We start from the raw sequence: 18,673 nt of genomic DNA on the forward strand, positions 1-18,673 counted from the left end.
GATCGCCCGCTACGCCTTGTGACGGCTGTTTGCTGCCTGCGCCACATCCGTGGGGATCTGCGTGAAACAGCGCACGCTCGGGTGGAAAACATCCATTTTCTCACTGGCGTGAAACAGCCCCAATAAGTGGAAAAATTACAAAAACGCCGCCGAATGCGAATTTTTCTTGCGCCTACATGGCCGTTACAGTAAAGAAAAATGCTTACCGATGCCGTCTGACCACCGCCCTATCTTCGTTGCCATCCCTGCAGCAACACGAAGAAGGACACGATGGACCAGACCAGAACAGTGCATTTGCGCACCTTGTGGACAGCAGCTTGCCTGGCACTCGGCAGCGGACTCACGGCCTGCGGTGGTGGGGAATCGGGCACCTCGGTGTTCAGCGTCAGCGCCACACCCGCTCCGGTAGCCGCCCCCATTCCCAGCCCGGCAGTCAGTCCCGTGGCCAGCCCGGTAGCCAGTCCTGTGACCAGCCCAGTCGCCAGCCCGGTGGCGAGTCCTGTCGCCAGCCCCAGCCCCAGCCCCAGCCCCAGCCCCAGCCCCAGCCCCAGCCCCAGCCCCAGCCCCAGCCCCAGCCCCAGCCCCAGCCCCAGCCCCAGCCCCAGCCCAGTGTCCACCGACGGCCTGGCGCTGGCCGCCTGCGTCGCCTCCGGCAAAGGCACCGACTACCAGGTCGGCCCCGGCAAGTCCTACACCAGCCTCGACGCCGTGCCCTGGGAAGCTCTGAAGGCGGGGGACACCGTGCGGATTTTCTACACGGCCACGCCCTACAAGGGCAAGTTCATGGTGGCAGCCGCGGGCACTGAAGCCGCACCCGTTCGCATCTGCGGCGTGCGCGGCCCGAACAACGAGCGGCCCATCATCGACGGCAACGGTGCGACCACCCGCGCCGCCCTCGGCAATGCCTATGGCAACACCACCGAGACCCGCGACATCCACCAGAACCGCACCGTCATCGCCATCAAGGCCAACGCCGGCGGCACCTACACCGACTTCCCGAGCTGGATTTCGATCGACGGCCTGAACATCCGCGCCGGCCACCCCAGCTACAGCTTCAAGAACGCCGCTGGCGCCACCAAGCCCTACGACCCCTTCGGTGCGTGCATCTGGATCGACCGGGGCCAGAACATCCTGATCGCCGACAACGAGATCAGCGACTGCCAGATGGGCATCTTCAGCAAGTCCAACGACGACGGCCCCTTCGGACAGACCCGCAACATCCGCATCGCCGGCAACTACCTCTGGGGCCACGGCATCGCGGGCGACGACCACATGCACACCACCTACACGCAGAGCGTGGGCCTGCTGATCGAGTTCAACCGCTACGGGCCACTGCGCACCGGGGCGCTGGGCAACTCGATCAAGGACCGCTCGGCGGGCACCGTGGTCCGCTACAACCGCATCGAAGCCGGTGCCCACGCCATCGACCTCGTCGAAGCCGAGGACTTCCCCCTGACCGCGCTGGCCACCCCGGCCTACCGCAGCACCTACGTCTACGGCAACCAGATCCGCAAGAACGGCGACGAGGGCAGCTTCATCCACTACGGCGGCGACCACTTCGGCGCCCCTGCAGGGGCCAACTGGGGCGAGTCGCTGTTCCGCAAGGGCACGCTGTACTTCTTCCACAACACCCTCCACGGCACCGGCAGCGGCGCGCGCATCTTCCAGATCAGCACCACGCAGGAGACGGTGGAAGCCTGGAACAACGTCTTCTGGTTCGACCCGACGGTGACGGAGCTGAACATGCGCCAGGCCGAAAACGACTCGCTGGCCACGACCTACACCCCGGACGGCATCCTGAACCTGGGCGTCAACTGGATCCGCACCGGCTGGACCGACACCACGCAGTGGAAGACGCTCAAGGGCCAGATCAAGGGCGCGGCCAGCCAGCTCACCGGGGCGACGCTCCCGTTCGATGCGGCGACCTTCATGCCGCTGGCGGGCAGCGCCTCGCTCGATGCTGGCCAAGCCGCACCGGCCGGCGCCGCCGCGTATCCCGTGGGCTACCAGCTCGGCAGCAGCTTCACGCCGGTGGTACGCACCGTCAAGGGCAGCAAGATCGACCTCGGCGCGGTCGAACGCTGACCCACCGGTCTGGCCCCAGGGTTCACAGCCCTTCCGCCACCAGCATGTCGCGCACCGCGACGAGCTGGCGGCGCGACACCGCCAGCCACTCGTCCGTCGGCGCGATCCGCACCACCCAGCCCTCCGCCGCGTCGTCCCCGTCGCGGCGCTCCAGCGCCACCACCGCGTGGCGCGCCACCAGCGCGTTGCGGTGGATGCGCAGGAACCGTTCGCCGAGCCGCTCCTCCAGCTCCGCCAGCGGCTCATCAAGCAGCAGGGCACGTCGCGCAGTGCGCAAGGTCACGTACTTCTGCTCTGCCTTCAGATACAGCACCTCGGCCAGCGGCACCCGCAGCACCTCGCCGCGCTCATGCACCACGATCACCGGCGTGGCTGGCAGGGCCTCCAGCGGCGCGGGCGCGGTGGCCGCAAAGCCCTGCAGCCGCTGCGCCACCCGCAACAACGCCGCCTGCAGCCGCAAGCGCCGCACCGGCTTGGTCAGGTAGTCCACCGCCTCGACCTCGAACGCCGCCAGCGCGTGCTCGGAATGCGCCGTGACGAAGATGACCGCTGGCGCGCCCGGCAAGCCGCGCAGGCGCTCGGCGAGCTGCAGCCCATCCATGCCGGGCATGTGGATGTCCAGCAGCACGACATCCGCGCGGTGCAGTGTCAGCCAGTGCAGCGCCGCGGGGGCCGACGCTGCCTCGCCCACCACCACGCACGCCGGATCGACGCAATCGGCCAGCAGTGTGCGCAGCCGCAGCCGCGACAGCGCCTCGTCATCGACCAGCAGGACGCGCAGCATGCTCACGGCCCGAGCCTCAGGTTCATGTCCCTGTTCATGTCCACGTCCATGTGCGTGCCTCCTTGACCAGTGGAATCAGCAGCCGCACCCGGAACCGCCCGCCCTCGATCGGACCCGCCTCGAAGCGCATCTCCAGATCGTGCAGCAACGCCAGCCGGTCGCGCACGTTGTGCAGTGCCATGCCGTGGCCCTTGCGCGGTCGGCCTTCGGGCACGGTGTTGGTGATGGTGATGAGCGCCTGCCCGTGGTGGGCCTGGGCGCGGATGCGGATGTCGCCGCCATTCGGCGACGGCTCCACCCCGTGTTTCACCGCGTTCTCCACCAGCGGCTGCAGCAGCAACGACGGCACGCGCGCGTTCGCCACCAGCGGATCGATCTTCCAGCGCACCTTCAGCCGGTCGCCGAAGCGCACCTGCTCGATGGCCAGATACCGCTGCGCCAGCTCCACCTCGTCGCCCAGCGTGACCCGCTCGCCCGAGCCGACCAGCGCGGCGCGGAACAGCTCCGAGAGGTCTTCGAGCACGGCCTCCGCCTGCGCCGGATCGACCCGCACCAGGGCGATGGCGCTGTTGAGCGCGTTGAACAGGAAATGCGGCCGGATGCGCGACTGCAGCTCGGCCAGCCGCGCCTGCGTGCCGGCAGGCAACCGCAGCCGGGTGCGTTGGCGCAGCCAATGGAACACCGCGGCGGCGAGCGCGGTGCCGCTGCCCACCGTGGCGATGGTGCCAGGCAGCCCATCCCTGATCTGCCCGAGCACGACCAGCAGCACCCAAGCCATCGCCCCGCAGACCGCGCCCAGCCCGCACATCACCCCCCACTGCACCGCCAGCGGCACCCCACGCCGCGCCGACCGGCCCAGCGCACACGCCGCCAGCAGCCACACCAGCGTCGCCGGCAGCACCGCGGCCACCACCACCGACACCTCCACCAGCCACTGGCGCAGCGAGTCCACCTGGAACCCCAGTCCCAGCGCGGCCACGCCATGCACGAACAGCAGCGTGCGCAGCACCACCCCGGCCTGACAGACATCGTCGGGCAGCACGGTGGGGTCGGACGGAACAGGTTCGGTGGGCGCAGTCAGGGTCGCTCTCTACAATCCGGGCAGATTCCTCGATTGTCCCCTTCCCTGAGCCGCCCCCGATGAGCACCCCTTCACTCGACCACCTCGATCAACTCGACAAGAAGTCGCAAGCCTGGTCCGCCCTGTTCTCCGAACCGATGAGCGAGCTGGTCAAGCGTTACACCTCCAGCGTCACCTTCGACAAGCGACTCTGGCGCGCCGACATCGCAGGCAGCCTGGCGCACGCCGACATGCTGGCCGCGCAGGGCATCATCGGCCCGCAGGATCTGGCCGACATCCAGCGCGGCATGGCCCAGATCCACAGCGAGATCCAGGGCGGCACCTTCGAGTGGAAACTCGACCTCGAAGACGTTCACCTCAACATCGAGGCCCGCTTGACCACGCTGGTGGGCGACGCCGGCAAGCGGCTGCACACCGGCCGCAGCCGCAACGACCAGGTGGCCACCGACGTGCGCCTGTGGCTGCGCGACGAGATCGACGCGACGGCGGCCCTGCTCGACGACATGCAGCGCGCCCTCGTCTTCGTGGCGGCGCAGCACGTCGAAGTCATCCTGCCCGGCTTCACGCACCTGCAGGTCGCCCAGCCCGTGAGCTTCGCGCACCACCTGCTGGCCTACGTCGAGATGTTCTCGCGCGACGCCGAACGGCTCACCGACCTGCGCAAGCGCGTCAACCGCCTGCCGCTGGGCGCCGCCGCATTGGCCGGCACCAGCTACCCGCTCGACCGCGAGCGCGTGGCCCGGACGCTGGGCTTCGAGGGTATCTGCCAGAACAGCCTGGACGCCGTCAGCGACCGTGATTTCGCGATCGAGTTCACGTCCTTCGCCACGCTGGTGATGGTGCATGTGTCGCGGCTGGCCGAGGAGATCGTGGTCTGGATGAGCCAGAACTTCGGCTTCATCAACCTCTCGGACCGCTACTGCACCGGCTCGTCGATCATGCCGCAGAAGCGCAACCCGGATGTGGCCGAGCTGGCCCGCGGCAAGAGCGGCCGGGTCGTCGGGCACCTGATGGGGCTGATCACGCTGATGAAGGGCCAGCCGCTCGCCTACAACAAGGACAACCAGGAAGACAAGGAGCCGCTGTTCGACACCGTGGACACGGTGAAGGACACGCTGCGGATCATGGCCGAGATGATCGGCGGTGAAATCGCGGCGGACGGCAGCCGCACGGGTGGCCTGACGGTGAAGAAAGAGGCGATGGAGCGGGCCGCGCTGCGCGGTTACGCCACCGCGACGGATCTCGCCGACTACCTCGTCAAGAAGGGTCTGCCGTTCCGCGACGCGCACGAGGTGGTGGCCCACGCCGTGAAGACCGCGATCGCGCTGGGCCAGGATCTCTCGGAGCTGCCACTGGCCACGCTGCAGGGCTTCGACGCCCGCATCGGGGCGGATGTCTTCGAGGTACTGAGCCTCACCGGCTCGCTCAACGCCCGCAACGTGCTGGGTGGCACGGCGCCGGTGCAGGTCCGCGCGCAGATCGAACGCCACCGCGCACGCCTGGGCTGATCCGCAGCACCCGCCCCCGCCCCTGGACAACGCGGCCCCTTGTGGCCGCGTTTTGCATGGCTTTTTCGGGTCTGGCCAGGCGTCCCGCGCAGGCAGCATCGCCCCATCCTTTCTCACCTGATCGATGGAGCGAAACCCCGTGTTCTCCTGGCTGCAACGTTCTCGGCTGGATGGCTGGGTGGCCGTGGTTCCCCACGGTGACACCGCCCAGGCGCTGTACCTGCACTGGCCGCTGGATGGCCGGCCGCAGGTGCGCTGGGCCTGCCGGCTGGACTGGTCCGCGCCGCTGGAGTCCTTGCGCCTGCTGCGCCGCCAGCGCACGCTGCAGCGCCACCATCGGCTGCTCGTGCTGCAGCGCCACCAGTACCAGCTCCTGCCGACCGAGGCGCCCGAGGTGCCCCGCGAACACTGGCCGGACGCCGTGCGCTGGCAACTGCGCGATCTGGTGGCCTTCCCGGTCGCGGATGCGCAGATCGATCTGCTGGAAATTCCCGCCGAGACCAACCAGCGCGGGCGCCCGTCCGTGCTGGCAGCGCTGGCGCCACGACAGGAGGTTGCGCCCATCGCCGAGACCGCCCTGCGTGCCCGGGCGCCGTGGAAGGTGATGGACCTGCCGGAAACCGCGCTGCGCAACCTCGCCGCGCTGCTGGAGGAACCCGGCCGTGGCATCGCGCTGCTGCTCATCGACGACACCCATTGCACGCTGGTGATCACCGCCAGCGGCGAGCTGCTGCAGTCGCGCCACATCGACGTGACGGCGGCGCAGATCGCCGAGCCGGACGAGACGCTGCGCCAGCAGGCGTTCGACCGGGCGGGGCTGGAGCTGCAGCGCACGCTCGACAGCTTCGAGCGCCTGTTCAGCCGCGTCACGCTGTCGCGGCTGGTGGTCGCCACCGACACCTCGGACGCCTTCACCGACTACGTGCGCGAGCTGCTGTACGTGCCGGTGGTGCGGCTGCGCATCGAGGAGTGCATCGACTTCACCGGCGCCGAGCTGGACAGCGGACTCACCCCCACCACCGTGTCACCCATCGCCATTGGTGCCGCGCTGCGCCGCGGCTGATCCCGCCACGCCGCCGAACCCCATGCCGCAGCAACTCAACCTCTACGCCCGCAGCCTCTGCCAGAGCCAGCAGCCCAACGCGCTGGGCACGCTGCTGCTGCTGCAGGGCGCGCTGCTCGCCGTGGCACTGGCGGCGGGCGCCGGCCTGCAGTGGCACACGCGCCAAGTCCAGGGCGACACCCTGCAGCTTGCAGTGCAGACCGACACACGCCGCAGCAGCCTGCAACAGGGCAGCACCAGCCGCGCAGAGCAGCAGCAGCGCGACCAGCTCCAGCGCCTGCGTGACCGCGAGGCCGCCGTCCAGCGTCTCCAGGGACTGCTGGCCAACGGCAGCGCCGGTCGCCGCGAAGGCTACGTGGACTACCTGGAGGCCCTTGCCCGTCAGGCCCATCCGGCAGTCTGGATCACCGGACTGACGCTGCAGGGCAGCGACGACGCCATCGAGATCCGCGGCCGCATGACCGACCCGGCCGTGCTGCCCGACTACCTGCGCAGCCTGCAATCCGAGCCGCGCTTCAAGGGCCGGCCCTTCGCCGCCCTGCAGATCCGCCGCGGCGGCGCGGGTGCCTTCGGCACCAGCACCGAGGGCACCGCCACCGGCGACCTGCCCGCCACCTCGGCCGACTACAGCGAGTTCACGCTGTCCAGCCAGACCGCCACCAACGCCACCGCCACCGCTCCTGTCAAACCATGACACGCACGCCCCGCACTTCCGGACTCTCGGCGCAATGGCAATCGCTGGACCGGCGCTACCAGGCACTCAACCCGCGCGAACGGATGCTGGTGGCGCTGTGCTGCACGGTCGTGGTGGGCATGGCACTCGACAAGCTCTGGGTCACGCCCGCTTGGACAGCGTGGAGCCAGGCGCGTCAGGTGCGCCAGCAGTCCGCACAGGTGCTGCAGACGCTCGACGCCAGCTTGGCCACCCTGCGCCAGCGCAAGGATCTCGACACCCGCCAGCTCCAGGCCGAACTCGCCGCGCTGCAGGCCCGCACCGCCCAGGCCGACGCCCAGGGCCGCACCAGCGATCTGGTCAGTCCGGCCGAGATACTGCCGCTGCTGGAGCAACTGCTGGGGCGCCACAGTGGCCTGAAGCTGCGCAGCCTGCAGTCGCTCGGCCGGACAGCACTCGGCCAGGGCACGCCAACCCTGTACCGCCACGGCGTGGAGCTGACCGTCGAGGGCCGCTACGCCGATCTGCTGGACTACCTGAAGGCGCTCGAAGTCTCGCCACAGCGCCTGCTGTGGGGCGGGCTGCAGCTCCAGGTGCTCCAGCACCCCCAGGTGCGGCTCACGCTGCGCCTGCACACCTTGAGCACCGACGCCCACTGGGTGGAGATCTGACCGCCATGCACCCCCAAGCCCGTCTGTTGATGTTCGCTCCGCTGCTGTCGGCCTTGCTGTCGGCGGTGTTGTGGGTCTTGCTGTCGCTCGGGGAGGCGCAGGCCGCGCTGCCCGACCCGACCCGCCCGCCCGCCGGCATGGCCAGCCCGCCACCGTCGGCCGTCCTGGCCGCACCGCTGGCGCATGCGCAGCCTGTCCCCCGGATCGCACACGCCACCACGGCCACCACGGCCACCGCAGCGACCTCCGCCACGCCAACGCCCCGCGTGCAGGCCCTGCAATTCACCACGACCACCACCGCCACCACGTCGCCGGGCAGCGCCACGGCCCTGGTGGACGGCCGGCTGGTCCGGATCGGCGACCGGCTGGGCGACGCCACCGTGCAGGACATCCGCGCCGACGGCGTGTGGCTGCGCCTGCCCCGTGGCGGTACGCAATGGCTCGGCCTGTACGCCATGACCGAACCTCCGCCACCCAACACGGCCGCACCCGCGGCACCCGCCACGATCGACACCCCGATGCGCAAGGAACCCTGATGGCCCGCCCGCTTGCCCTGCGCACCGTGGCCCGCTTGCTGCTGCCCGGCCTGCTGGCCGTGCTGCACCTGGGCGTGGCCGCCGCCGCCACCACTTCACCGCCCGCTGCGCCCGCCGAGGCGCGCTTTGACCTCACCGTGAACCAGGCACCTGCCGCCCAGGTCTTCCTGCAGATCGCGGCCGGCTCGCCCTGGCAGATCCTGCTGTCGCCGGAGGTGAGCGGCGCGGTGTCGCTCAGCCTGCGCGACACCACGGTGCTGGATGCGCTGGACGCCATGCGCGAGCTGTACGGTTTCCACTACCGCATCAGCGGCCAGCGCATCTACGTGCAGTCCAACACCGTGCAGACACGGGTGTTCCGGGTCAACTACCTGCCCGGCCGCCGCCAGGGGACCAGCGATATCCGCGTCACCTCCAGCTCGATCAGCCAGGTGGGCAGCGGCGGCGCCAACCAAGGTGCCAGCGGCACAGGCAACGCGGGCAACGGCAGCAGCAACGCCGCCGTGCCCGGCAGCCGCCAGGACGACACCGCCCATGTCCGCACCACCTCGGACACCGATTTCTGGCGCGACGTGCAGCAGTCGCTGTCGGCCCTGGTGGCCAGCGACGCGCAGGGCACCCAGCGCCGCAGCGTCATCGTCAACGCCTCGGCCGGCGTGATCGTGGTGCGGGCCACGCCGCTGGAGCTGCGCCAGGTCGCGCAGTACCTGGAGGCGGTGCAGCTCAGCATCGAGCGCCAGGTGATGCTGGAAGCCAAGATCCTCGAAGTCGAGCTGGGCAAGGACGCGCAGACTGGCGTGAACTGGAGCGCCTTCGGCCAATTCCTGAACGGCGCACTCAGTCTGGCCTCGCTCGCGCCCGGCGTGACGCTGTCTGGCACCGGCCAGATCGACATGGCCGCAGCCACGGCCACGGCCGCCACCTCGGGCAAGGCGTTCTACGGCGTGGCCTTCCAGCACGCCAACTTCTCCAGCCTGCTGACCTTCCTGGAAACGCAGGGCAAGGTACAGGTGCTCTCCAGCCCGCGCATCGCCACCATCAACAACCAGAAGGCCGTGCTCAAGGTCGGCTCGGACGAGCTGTACGTGACCGGGGTGTCCTCGTCGATCAGCTCCACCGGCGCCTCGACCACCTCGGTGCCGTCGGTGACGCTGCAGCCTTTTTTCTCGGGCATCGCGCTGGACGTGACGCCGCAGATCAACGAGGACGGGATGGTGATGCTGCACGTTCACCCCTCGATCAGCACCGTCACCGAGAAGCAGAAGTCCATCAACCTCGGCTCGCTCGGCTCCTACAAGCTGCCGCTGGCGGCCAGCACGGTCAGCGAGACCGACAGCATCGTGCGCGTCAAGGACGGCCAGATCGTCGCCATCGGTGGCCTGATGCAGCAGGAGCAGCGCGAGGAGACCAGCCAGGTGCCCGGACTCGGCGAGGCGCCGGTCGTGGGCGGGCTGTTCCGCCAGAAATCCACCGTGCTGCGCAAGCGTGAGCTGGTGATCCTGATGAAGACCACCGTGATCCGCGAGGACACGGCCTGGCCCGAGGCCGACGCGCAGACACCCGCCGCGCGCATCGCCCCCTTCCCCGAGGCGACGCGCTGACATGGCCCGCCCCGAACGCATCCGGCTCGGCGACCTGCTGGTCCAGCAGGGCCTGATCACCGCCGAACAGCTCACAGAAGCCCTGGCCTCGCAGCGCAGCACCGGGCGCAAGCTCGGCCGCGTCTTCATCGACAGCGGCTGGGTCAACGAGGTGCAGATCGCACAGGCGCTGGCGCGGCAGTTGCGCGCGCCCTACCTCGATCTGGCCAAACGCTCGGTGCGCCCGGAAGTCGCCCGGCTGCTGCCCGAGGTGCAGGCGCGGCGGCTGCGGGCGATGGTGCTGGACGAGACCTCGGCTGGCGTGCGTGTCGGCATGGCCGATCCGACCGACCTGACCGCCTACGACGAGATCAGCCGCATCGTCAAGCGCGACATCGAGCTGATCGTCGTCGCCGAAAGCCAGTTGCTGGGCGCGATCGACCGCTCGTACCGCAACACCGAGGCCATCGCCGGTCTGGCGCAGGAGCTGACCACCGAGCTGCGCAGCGTCGAGGACAGCCTGGGCGACCTGCTGGGCCTGAACACCGCCAGCGCCGAAGATGCGCCGGTCGTGCGGCTGCTGTATTCGGTGTTCGAGGAAGCCCTGCGCGTGCGGGCCTCGGACATCCACATCGAGCCGCAGCAAGGCTCGCTGCGCATCCGCTTCCGCATCGACGGCGTGCTGCACGTGCAGACCGAGGCCGATGCCAAGATCGCCGCCGCCGTGGCGCTGCGGCTGAAGCTGATGTCGGGGCTGGACATCTCCGAGCGCCGCCTGCCCCAGGACGGCCGCTTCGCCGTGACACTGCGCAACGGCGCCATCGACGTGCGGATCTCGACCATGCCGACGCAGAACGGCGAGTCGATCGTGATGCGGCTGCTCAACCAAAGCTCGGGGCTGCTGTCGATCGACCACCTGAACCTGCCGCCACGGGTGGCCGCGGCGCTGCGCCGCGCCATCGCCAAACCCAACGGCATGGTGCTCGTCACCGGCCCGACCGGCAGCGGCAAGACCACCACGCTCTACGCCGCCCTGAACGCGCTCAACAGCAGCGAGCGCAAGATCATCACCGTGGAAGACCCGGTGGAGTACCGCCTGCCAGGACTGAACCAGGTGCAGGTCCACGACAAGATCGACCTCGACTTCGCCCGTGTCCTGCGCGCGGCCTTGCGGCAAGACCCGGACGTGATCCTCGTCGGCGAAATGCGCGACCAGGCCACCGCCGAGATCGGCCTGCGCGCCGCACTGACCGGCCACCTCGTGCTCTCGACGCTGCACACCAACGACGCCATGTCCACCCCGGCGCGGCTGATCGACATGGGCGTGCCGCGCTACATGGTGGCAATGTCGCTGCAGATGGTGCTGGCGCAGCGGCTGGTGCGGGTGGTCTGTCCGCATTGCGCCGAGGTCCACCACCCGGACGCCCACGCGCTGGCGTGGCTCGTCGCCCAGTGCGGCCCGGCCGCGGCCACCGCGCCGCTGCGCCGGGGCGCCGGCTGCAGCGAGTGCAACCACACCGGCTTCAGCGGACGCACCGGGGTCTACGAGATCCTGGAGATGACCCGCGAGCTGGTCGATGCCATGAACCACGGCGATCCGCTGGTCTTCGCGCAGGCCGCCCGTCGCCAGATGGCCGGCCAGCACCTCGGGCAGGACGCCGCACGGCTCGCGCTGGCCGGTCGCACCACCGTGGACGAAGCGATGCGCGTGAGCCACCAGATGGCCGACGGGCCGGCGGCGTGACGCCATGGCGCAACGCTACGCCTGGACCGGCCACACCCCGCAGGGCAGCACCAGCGGCGTGATCGACGCCGTCCACGCCTCGGCGGCGGCGCAGGCATTGATCGGCCGCGGCATCGTCCCGCTGACCATCCGCGAAACCGGTGCCGCAGGGGCCGGCGGTGGGGGCAGCGATGCGGGAGCGGTACTGCGCGGTCTGCTGCCCGCCCATGCCTTCGAGGCCAAGGTCGCGCCGGTCGATCTGCTGGTCTTCAGCCGGCAGCTCAACACGCTGCTGCGCGCGGGCGTGCCGATCCTGCGGGCGCTGATGGGACTGCAGGAAACCGCCACCAGCGACAAGATGAAGACGACGCTGGCGGAGGTGCGCCGCAGTCTGGAGTCGGGCATCGCGCTGTCGATGTCGCTGGCACAGCACCCGCGGGTGTTCGACAACTTCTACATCGCGCTGGTCCGCGTGGGCGAGATGACCGGGCGGCTCGACGAGATCTTCCTGCGCCTGTTCCACCACCAGGAGTTCGAGCTGTTCATGCGCCAGCAGATCAAGTCGGCACTGCGCTACCCGAGCTTCGTGGTGAGCGCCATGGTCGCGGCCATCGGCGTGATCAACGTGATGGTGATCCCGGCGTTCGCCACCGTGTTCCAGCAAGCCGGTGCCACGCTGCCACTGGCCACGCGCATCCTGCTGGCCACCTCGCGCTTCACGCTGGACTACGGAGGCTGGCTCGCGCTGGGCGCCATGGCTGGCGCGGTGGTGCTGCGGGCCTGGATCGCCACGCCGGAAGGTCGGCTGCGGTGGGACGGCTGGATGCTGCGCGTGCCGGTGGCCGGCAAGATCGTGCGCAAGGCGATGCTGGCGCGGTTCGCGCGCAGCTTCTCGCTGTCGCTCAAGAGCGGCGTCCCGATCTCGCAGGCGCTGTCGGTGGTGGCGCAGACGGTGGACAACCAGCACATCGCCCGGCGCATCGAGGGGATGCGCGAGAGCGTGGAGCGCGGCGAGTCCGTGCTGCGTGCTGCCGCGGTGACAGGCATCTTCACGCCGGTGGTGCTGCAGATGCTGGCCGTGGGCGAGGAGACCGGCGCCATCGACGAGCTGCTGGAGGAGGTCAGCGACCTCTACAACAACGAGGTCCAGTACGAGCTGAAGACCTTGAGCGCCCAACTGGAGCCGATCCTGATCATCTTCCTCGGGGTGCTGGTGCTGATCCTCGCGCTCGGGGTCTTCCTGCCGGTCTGGGATCTGGGCCGCACTGCTTTTGCCAAATGAGGACGCCACTGCATGAAACGACCCTCAAGTCAAGGTCCGCCAGCGCCGAAATCTCCAGTACCAGCGGACCTACCGCCCGTCCAGCCCGCACCGCCTGACACCACACAAACCAGGAGCATTCCATGAAATCCCGCCAAACCGGCTTCACGATGATCGAGCTGATCGTCGTCATCGTCATCCTCGGCGTCCTTGCCGCCACCGCGCTGCCGAAGTTCATCGACATGAAAAGCGACGCCCAGGCGGCCAGCGTGGCAGGGGTAGCAGGCGCGGCAGCCTCGGCCATGAACCTGAACTACGCCGGCTGCGCGCTGACCGGCAACGTCGTCACCGCCAACAAGTGCGTCAAGGTCAGCACCTGCGCCAACGCCTCCGCACTGCTGCAAGGCGGCCTGCCGACCGGCTACACCGTGGGCGGCACCGATCCGGGCGTCACCAACGGCAGCACGTCCACCTGCACCGTCACCGGCGGCGGACAGACCTCGAACTTCACCTCCATCGCTGCGGGCAACTGAAGCTGAACCCGCAGGGAGCGCGCACCGTGGCTGGCCTGTTGTGGCGTGCGGTGGCGTGGCTCTGGCTGCTGGTGCTGCCCGGCGTGGCGCAGGCCGGCACCTACACCTCCCGCAGCGACACCTACGCCTGGGAATCGGCGGCCAACGCCGTGACCTGGGCGCAGTCCTGCTCCGGCAACCCCGTCGATGACGACCAGGCCAGCATTGCCTTCACCGGCGGCTTCACCTTCAAGCTCGGCAGCACCACCTACAGCAGCGTCCGCATCCTGTCGAACGGGATGCTGCAGTTCGGCACCGACAACGGCTTCTTCCGGGTCTACACCAACACCACCTTGCCCGCAGGCAGCGTGGCCGCCCGCACGGGCTGCACCTCCGGCCCCGTGACCAACGTGCTGATGCCCTACTGGACCGACCTGGACCCCAGCACCGGCGGCACCGTCACCTGGGAACAGAAGGGCACCGCGCCCAACCGCTACTTCGTGGTGTCATGGAACAGCGTGTTCCAGTACAGCACCAGCACGCCCTTCACCTTCCAGATCATCCTGTACGAGAACGGCGAGTTCAAATACCAGTACGGCAACGCCAACGCCACCGGCTCGAACGCCACCATCGGCGTGCAGCTCAGCACCACCGACTACACGCTCTACGGCTTCAAGACCACCTACAACGCCAGCGGCACCGCCATCCGCTGGAGCATCCCCAACCCGCTGCCCAACAAGGTGGCCGAGTTCCGCTTCGACGAGCTGGCCTGGAACGGCGCGGTCGGCGAGGTCATCGACAGCTCGGGCAACAACAACAACGGCGTGCGGGCCGGCACCGCCACCAACGTCGCCAATGGCTACGTCTGCCGGGCGCTGTCGGTGCCGGCGAATGCGAACAACACCATCGCCGGGGTCGATTCATCGGTCCAGGTGGCCTCCGTGCTGGGGACCAAGGGCAGCGCGTCGTTCTGGTACGCCGGCAACAGCGCCTGGGCCAGCACCACCGGCGCGCTGATGGACGCCACCACCAGCGCCACAAGGCCCTTTCACCTGTCGGTCATGGCCGGCGTGCTGCGGTTCGTCCTTGCCGACAGCGGCGGCGCGGTACTCACCCTGAACAGCCCGGCGCAGACCTTCGCAGCCAATGCCTGGGTCCACATCGCCGCCACCTGGACGCTGAGCAGCCTGGCCGGACAGAGCACGCTCAAGCTCTACGTCAACGGCGCGCAGGTCGCCACCACGTCCGGCACCACCAACGGCACGCTCGACCCCACGCTCGGCGCGCTCATGCTCGGCGACAACCGCAGCACGGTCACGCCCACCAGCGGCACCCTCAACTCCGCCAACGGCCGGCTGGACGAGGTGCGGCTCTACAACTACGACCTCACGCTGGCGCAGGTGGCCCTCGATGTTGCCCAGACCCACGCCTGCACGCCGACGCTGGACCACCTGGAGCTGCGCCACGCCAGCGGCACGGGGCTGACCTGCACGCCCTCGACCCTCACGGTCGTCGCCTGCCAGGACGCCAGTTGCACCCTGCCCTACACCAGCGGCGTCACGGCCACGCTGTCATCGAGTGCCGCCGTGGTCTGGCCAGACACCGCCACCGTCTCCATCCCGAGCGGCAGCAGCTCGGCGAGTGCCCGCGTGCAGCTCACCACCGCCGGTAGCGTCACCTTGTCCGCCACCGCCACGGCGCCCACCGCCACCAGCGCCACCACCTGCAACTTCGGCAGCCCCGCCTGCACCTACACCGCCAGCGCCAGCGGCCTGCTGCTCACCGCGTCGAACCACATCGCCGAGAGCAGCGGCAACACGCTGACCGTGCGCGCCGTGCGGTCCTCCGACAGCAGCAACCTGTGCGTCCCGGCGTTCACCGGCACGAAGTCGATCAACCTGAAGTGTGCCTACCTGAACCCGTCCACCGGCACCCTGCCCGTGCGCGTCGGCGGCACGGCGGTCAACGCGGCAGGCAGCGCCAGCGCGGCCTGCGACGCCACTGGCCGTGCCACCGCGCTGACCTTCGACGCCACAGGCTCGGCCAGCACAGCCTTGATCTATGCCGATGTCGGCCAGGTGCAGCTCACCGGCACCTACACCGGCAGCGCCGCCACCAGCGACACCGGCCTGACCATGACCGGCAGCACCAGCTTCATCGCCTCGCCCGCATCGTTCGAGTTCACGTCCGTGCCCACCAGCACCACCAAGGCCGGCAGCACCTTCTCCGCCACGCTGCGCGCCCGCAACAGCGCCGGCAACACCACACCCAACTTCGGCCGCGAATCCCCCACCCCACAGACCCCCACGCTCACCCACGCCAAGGCCGCACCCACCGGCACCGGCAGCAGCAACGGCGTCTTCTCCGGCAGCCTCGGTGCCTTCAGCGGTGGCAGCGCCACCGCCAGCAACCTCGTCTGGAGCGAAGTCGGTCGCCTCGACCTGAACGCGGATCTCGCCAGCTACCTCGGCACCGGCACCGCCGTCACCGGCAACACCGGCACGACCGGCACCACGCTCGGCCGCTTCATTCCGCACCACTTCGACCTCGTCGCCACCCCCGCGTGCGGCACCTTCAGCTACGCCGGCCAACCCTTCACCGCCAGCGTGCTCGCCATGAACGGCCTGTCCACCCCGACCCGCACCGTCAACCACGACGGCAGCGGCGCGCTCACCCCCGCCTTCGCGCAAACAGTGACGCTCTCGGACGCAGCCGCCCTCGGCCTCGGCAGCTTCGGCACCACGGCCACCGTCGCGGCCAGTCGCTTCAGCGCCGGCGTGGCGTCCACCACGGGCGTGGCCTACAGCTACACCAGCAAGCTCGGTGCCCCCGGCAGCCTGACACTGCGCGCCACCGACGCCGACAGCGTGTCCTCCAGCGGCTACCTGGAGCCGGCCATGCCGCTGCGCAGCGGGCGGCTGTGGCTGTCGAACGTCTACGGCTCGGAAAAAACCGCCCTGCTGCTGCCCGTGCAGGCGCAGTACTGGACCGGCCGCGCCTGGGTGCTCAACAGCGCCGACAACTGCACCACGGTCTCCGCCGCGTCCATCGTGCGCGCCAGCTACCTCGGCTACCAGGGCAATGCCACCGCGGCGTGGACCACGACACCCGGCGCACTCACCGTCCTCGGCGGCAACGGGACCATCGCCCTGTCCGCCCCCAACCCGAGCGGCAGCACCGGCAGCGTGGACATCGCCCTCAACCTGGGCGCCACGACCACCGACGCGAGCTGCCTGTCCAGCCACCCGGCCAGCACCGGCGCCGCCCTTGCCTGGCTGCGCGGACGCAACGGCAGTTGCGCCACCACCTGGGACCGCGACCCCGCCGCCCGCGCCAGCTTCGGCGTGGCCAGCGCCGAGACGCGCAAGACCGTCCACGTCCGCGAGCTGTATTGACCGCCATGCGCCACCACAGCACCGGCTTCACGCTGCCCGAGCTGCTGGGCGTGATCGTGCTGACCTCCGTGCTGGCGGTGTTCGCCATGCCGAGTCTGGATGGCGTGTTCGGTTTCCGCGACGAAGCCTGGCGCGGCGAGCTGATCGCGGCGCTGCGCAACGCCCGCCAGACCGCCGTGGCCCACCGGCGGCTGGTCTGCGTCAGCATCGCCACCGGGGGCGTCAGTCTACGCATCGCCGCCACCAACCCGGCCAGCACCTGCACCGACCCGCTCGTCGGCCCCGATGGCCAGAGCGTCTACGCCACCGGCAGCGGCACGGCCACCACGCTCAGCCCCGCAGGCCCGCTGTACTTCCAGCCCAGCGGCCGCGCCACCGCCGATGCCGCAGGCACCAGCAGCGCCACCTGGCAGATCGGCATCACCGGCCAGACCACCATCACCGTGCTCGGGGAGACCGGCCATGTCGAGTAGGCGGACGCGGGCGCGCGGCATGACCCTGATCGAGCTGGTGATCGCCGTCTTGATTCTGGGCATCGGGCTGGCGGGCGTGCTGCTGGCGTATTCGACCGTGACCCGCGGCTCCTCCGATCCGGTGGTGCGCAAGCAGTTGCTGGCCATCGCCGAGGAGATGCTCGAAGAGATCCAGCTCAAGCCGTACACCGTGGCGGCGAACGCGGCCCCCGGCGGCTGCGCCCGCAACACCTGGAACGACCTGCTCGACTACCACGGCTACGCCACCACCAACCAGGTCTGCACCATCGACGGCACCCCGATCGGCGCGCTCGCGGGCTACTCGGTCAGCGTCTCGGTGACGGCAGCCACGCTGGGTGGCCTCTCGGCGGCGCGGCGCATCGACGTGACCGTGCGCCGCGGCAGCGACCAGCTCACGCTCACCGGCTGGCGGCTGGACTATGCGAGCTGACCATGCCCGCTGAGCGCCGGGGCGCCGCGCGGGGCTTCACGCTGCTGGAGCTGGTGCTGGTCATCGTCATCGGCGGCGTGATGGCCGCGTCGCTCACCGTGTTCTTCCGCCCGGCCTTCGACAGCTACCTCGCCACCCGCAGCCGCGCCGACCTCTCGGCGCAGGCGGATGCGGCACTGCGCCGGCTGGTGGGCGAAGTGCGGCTGGCGGTGCCGAACTCGGTGCGCAGCCCGGACAGCCAGTGCGTCGAGCTGGTCCCCACGCTGGCGGGCGGCCGGCTGCGCATGGCCGCGGACACCGCCAACGACAGCGGCCCCGGTTGCACGCCGTCGGCCACCTGCTCCGCCCCGCTCGACACCAGTGCCCTGACCAGCACGCTCGACGTGCTGAGCCCGCTGTCCACGCTGCCAGTGGTCGGCGACTGGCTGGTCATCGGCAACCAGTCGCCCAACGACGTGTACAGCGGCGTCAACCGTGCCGCGCTGACCGCCATCACCACGCCTGCGCCCGCCTTCGGCCAGCACCGCCTGTCGGTCAACCCGACCCAGTTCCCGCTCGGCTACGACGGCGGGCGCTTCAGCCTCGTCAGCGCCAGCCAGCAGGCAGTCTTCTACGTCTGCAGCGGCGCCGACGGCTCGCTCGACGCCAGCGGCACCGCCCGCGGCACCCTCGTGCGCCTGTCCGGCTACGGCTTCAACGCCAGCTACCCGAGCGCCTGCCCGTCCACCGCGGGCGGCCAGACCGTGCTCACCGGACTGAGCCGCTGCACCATCACCTACGACCCCAACCAGGGCGCGACGCAGCAGAACGGCTTCGTCTACCTCCAGCTCGACCTGACCCGGCGCAACGAGAGCGTGTCGCTGGTCGTCGGCGCCCA

At 69.8% G+C, this 18,673-nt stretch carries 17 protein-coding genes; 14 read left to right on the plus strand and 3 right to left on the minus strand.

Annotation, left to right across the window (positions count from 1 at the left end; all coding sequences use genetic code 11):
• Positions 1-227: 227 nt before the first annotated feature.
• Positions 228-617, minus strand: a complete 390-nt coding sequence (locus QZW52_RS13670) for a hypothetical protein (protein WP_293999828.1) — start codon at positions 615-617, stop codon at positions 228-230.
• Between QZW52_RS13670 and QZW52_RS13675 the strand changes: the two genes are divergently transcribed.
• Complete coding sequence (locus QZW52_RS13675; protein WP_293999830.1) at positions 610-2,085, plus strand: right-handed parallel beta-helix repeat-containing protein; 1,476 nt, start codon at positions 610-612, stop codon at positions 2,083-2,085. The genes QZW52_RS13670 and QZW52_RS13675 overlap by 8 nt on opposite strands.
• A gap of 22 nt (positions 2,086-2,107) precedes the next feature.
• Here the strand turns inward: QZW52_RS13675 and QZW52_RS13680 are convergent, their stop codons facing one another.
• Both QZW52_RS13680 and QZW52_RS13685 read right to left on the minus strand, forming a co-directional pair.
• Positions 2,108-2,869 (minus strand): LytR/AlgR family response regulator transcription factor, encoded by a 762-nt coding sequence (locus QZW52_RS13680; RefSeq protein WP_293999869.1) that lies wholly within the window; start codon positions 2,867-2,869, stop codon positions 2,108-2,110.
• A gap of 34 nt (positions 2,870-2,903) precedes the next feature.
• Positions 2,904-3,911, minus strand: a complete 1,008-nt coding sequence (locus tag QZW52_RS13685; protein ID WP_293999832.1) for a sensor histidine kinase — start codon at positions 3,909-3,911, stop codon at positions 2,904-2,906.
• Between the two features lie 98 nt (positions 3,912-4,009).
• Between QZW52_RS13685 and argH the strand changes: the two genes are divergently transcribed.
• The 13 genes from argH to QZW52_RS13750 form a co-directional block, all read left to right on the plus strand.
• On the plus strand, positions 4,010-5,458 hold the full coding sequence (gene argH, locus QZW52_RS13690; RefSeq protein ID WP_293999835.1) for an argininosuccinate lyase: 1,449 nt from the start codon (positions 4,010-4,012) through the stop codon (positions 5,456-5,458).
• 139 nt (positions 5,459-5,597) lie between these two features.
• Complete coding sequence (locus tag QZW52_RS13695; RefSeq protein WP_293999837.1) at positions 5,598-6,521, plus strand: hypothetical protein; 924 nt, start codon at positions 5,598-5,600, stop codon at positions 6,519-6,521.
• Positions 6,522-6,543: 22 nt separating this feature from the next.
• Positions 6,544-7,215, plus strand: a complete 672-nt coding sequence (locus QZW52_RS13700; RefSeq protein ID WP_293999840.1) for a PilN domain-containing protein — start codon at positions 6,544-6,546, stop codon at positions 7,213-7,215.
• A complete protein-coding gene (locus tag QZW52_RS13705) occupies positions 7,212-7,865 on the plus strand; it encodes a hypothetical protein (RefSeq protein WP_293999843.1) in 654 nt (217 codons plus the stop codon). The genes QZW52_RS13700 and QZW52_RS13705 overlap by 4 nt, the downstream gene beginning before the upstream one ends.
• A 5-nt stretch (positions 7,866-7,870) precedes the next feature.
• Positions 7,871-8,401 carry a hypothetical protein gene (locus QZW52_RS13710; protein ID WP_293999846.1) on the plus strand — a complete coding sequence of 177 codons (531 nt, stop codon included), beginning with the start codon at positions 7,871-7,873 and terminating at the stop codon, positions 8,399-8,401.
• A complete protein-coding gene (gene mshL / locus QZW52_RS13715) occupies positions 8,401-10,002 on the plus strand; it encodes a pilus (MSHA type) biogenesis protein MshL (protein ID WP_293999849.1) in 1,602 nt (533 codons plus the stop codon). The genes QZW52_RS13710 and mshL overlap by 1 nt, the downstream gene beginning before the upstream one ends.
• Before the next feature lies 1 nt (position 10,003).
• The gene (locus tag QZW52_RS13720) at positions 10,004-11,725 is read left to right on the plus strand and encodes a GspE/PulE family protein (protein WP_293999852.1); all 1,722 of its coding nucleotides are present in this window, start codon (positions 10,004-10,006) and stop codon (positions 11,723-11,725) included.
• Positions 11,726-11,729: 4 nt separating this feature from the next.
• Positions 11,730-12,986, plus strand: a complete 1,257-nt coding sequence (locus tag QZW52_RS13725) for a type II secretion system F family protein (protein ID WP_293999854.1) — start codon at positions 11,730-11,732, stop codon at positions 12,984-12,986.
• 122 nt (positions 12,987-13,108) lie between these two features.
• Positions 13,109-13,498 carry a type II secretion system protein gene (locus QZW52_RS13730; RefSeq protein WP_293999856.1) on the plus strand — a complete coding sequence of 130 codons (390 nt, stop codon included), beginning with the start codon at positions 13,109-13,111 and terminating at the stop codon, positions 13,496-13,498.
• A 26-nt stretch (positions 13,499-13,524) separates the two neighbouring features.
• Positions 13,525-16,872: a LamG domain-containing protein gene (locus QZW52_RS13735; protein WP_293999859.1), complete on the plus strand. Its 3,348-nt coding sequence runs from the start codon at positions 13,525-13,527 to the stop codon at positions 16,870-16,872.
• Positions 16,873-16,877: 5 nt separating this feature from the next.
• Positions 16,878-17,345 (plus strand): pilus assembly FimT family protein, encoded by a 468-nt coding sequence (locus QZW52_RS13740; RefSeq protein WP_293999861.1) that lies wholly within the window; start codon positions 16,878-16,880, stop codon positions 17,343-17,345.
• Positions 17,335-17,796 carry a type IV pilus modification PilV family protein gene (locus QZW52_RS13745; RefSeq protein ID WP_293999864.1) on the plus strand — a complete coding sequence of 154 codons (462 nt, stop codon included), beginning with the start codon at positions 17,335-17,337 and terminating at the stop codon, positions 17,794-17,796. The genes QZW52_RS13740 and QZW52_RS13745 overlap by 11 nt, the downstream gene beginning before the upstream one ends.
• A gap of 2 nt (positions 17,797-17,798) precedes the next feature.
• The coding region (locus tag QZW52_RS13750; RefSeq protein WP_293999867.1) for a type II secretion system protein at positions 17,799-18,673 on the plus strand (875 nt) is incomplete at its 3' end.

Origin of the sequence: Sphaerotilus sp., from assembly GCF_013299175.1 — a bacterium.
Taxonomy (GTDB): domain Bacteria; phylum Pseudomonadota; class Gammaproteobacteria; order Burkholderiales; family Burkholderiaceae_C; genus Sphaerotilus.